General features: G+C 37.3%; 1 protein-coding gene. It reads left to right on the forward strand.

Annotated features, from left to right (window positions below):
• Positions 1-1,244: contractile injection system protein, VgrG/Pvc8 family (locus tag FIA58_RS21130; protein ID WP_140964677.1), on the forward strand; the 1,244-nt coding region annotated here is incomplete at both ends.

Genomic DNA, 1,244 nt, shown 5'->3' on the forward strand with positions numbered 1-1,244 from the left:
ACTTACAAGATTTTCCAAGTTAGTTATTCAGCAGAAAGTACATACACATCATACTTTTTCACTGTTGCAACCCTTGCCAAAAGAGTTTATAGGTCAAGCAATAGATAAGGCACAAAGTTATATAGGACAATCTATAAAAATAGAGATAACCCCCACGAGTTTATCGACTACTTCACCATTATTGTTTAATGGAATTATTACAGAAGCTCAGATGGTAAGAACCTCTGGAGCAGCAGGAGGAATTATAATAAATGGTTATAGTCCTACCATTGTTATGGAAGGTACTCCTAAAACGCAATCTTTTTCAGAAGAATCGTTATCTGATATTGTTAAAAAGATGACTAGTATTTATTCTCAAAAAGAATTACAACCCTCAGTCAAAGTTCAAAATGATGTAGCGATGCCCTATACGGTTCAGTATCGTGAGAGTGATTTTGGTTTTATTTGCAGATTGGCACAAAAAAAAGGACAATGGTTTTATTATAACGGAGAAGAATTAATTTTTGGTTCACCTAATTCTAGTAATTTCACTTTAGAGTACGGAAGAAATCTGCATACTTTTAATATTGAGATGCGTGCCAAACCATTAGGTTTAGAGTATTTAGGATATGACCCAAGTAATGCAGAAACACAAAAAGCGAATACGGCAGAAGTAAACTATCAACCAGAAGGCTATTCCAAAGTAATGTATGAGAGTTCAAAAAGACTTTTTCCAGAAACTTCGACTATGTTATACACGCATGCCATAGAAGAAGGGAGCTCAAGGACTCATTTAGTGGATAGAGTAACAACACAACTGCAATCAAGGGCGGCCGACTTAGTTACTGCTAAAGGAGATACTGATGAAACCGGATTGCGAATTGGAGATGTAATTGCTATTCAAGAGCCTGCTTTTTCTATGACAGGGAATATACTAGACGGATTACAAGAACAAAATTTTGGTAGTTATATCATTACAGATATAACACATGTTTGTGAAGAATCAGGAACCTATCACAATAGTTTTCAGGCGGTTCCCGATAGTGTTTTGGCACCACCTTATGGCAATGTACACCACCATCCAGTAGCAGATACACAACCAGCCGTGGTTACAGATAACAATGATCCATTAGGACTAGGAAGAGTACAAGTGAAATTTGCATGGCAAGAAGGCAACACGCCATGGATACGCATGACCAATCCCCATTCAGGAGGAGGGAAAGGGATGTATTTTATTCCAGAAATAGGAGAGGAAGTGTTAGTTG

Origin of the sequence: Flavobacterium jejuense (assembly GCF_006491595.2) — a bacterium.
Taxonomy (GTDB): domain Bacteria; phylum Bacteroidota; class Bacteroidia; order Flavobacteriales; family Flavobacteriaceae; genus Flavobacterium; species Flavobacterium jejuense.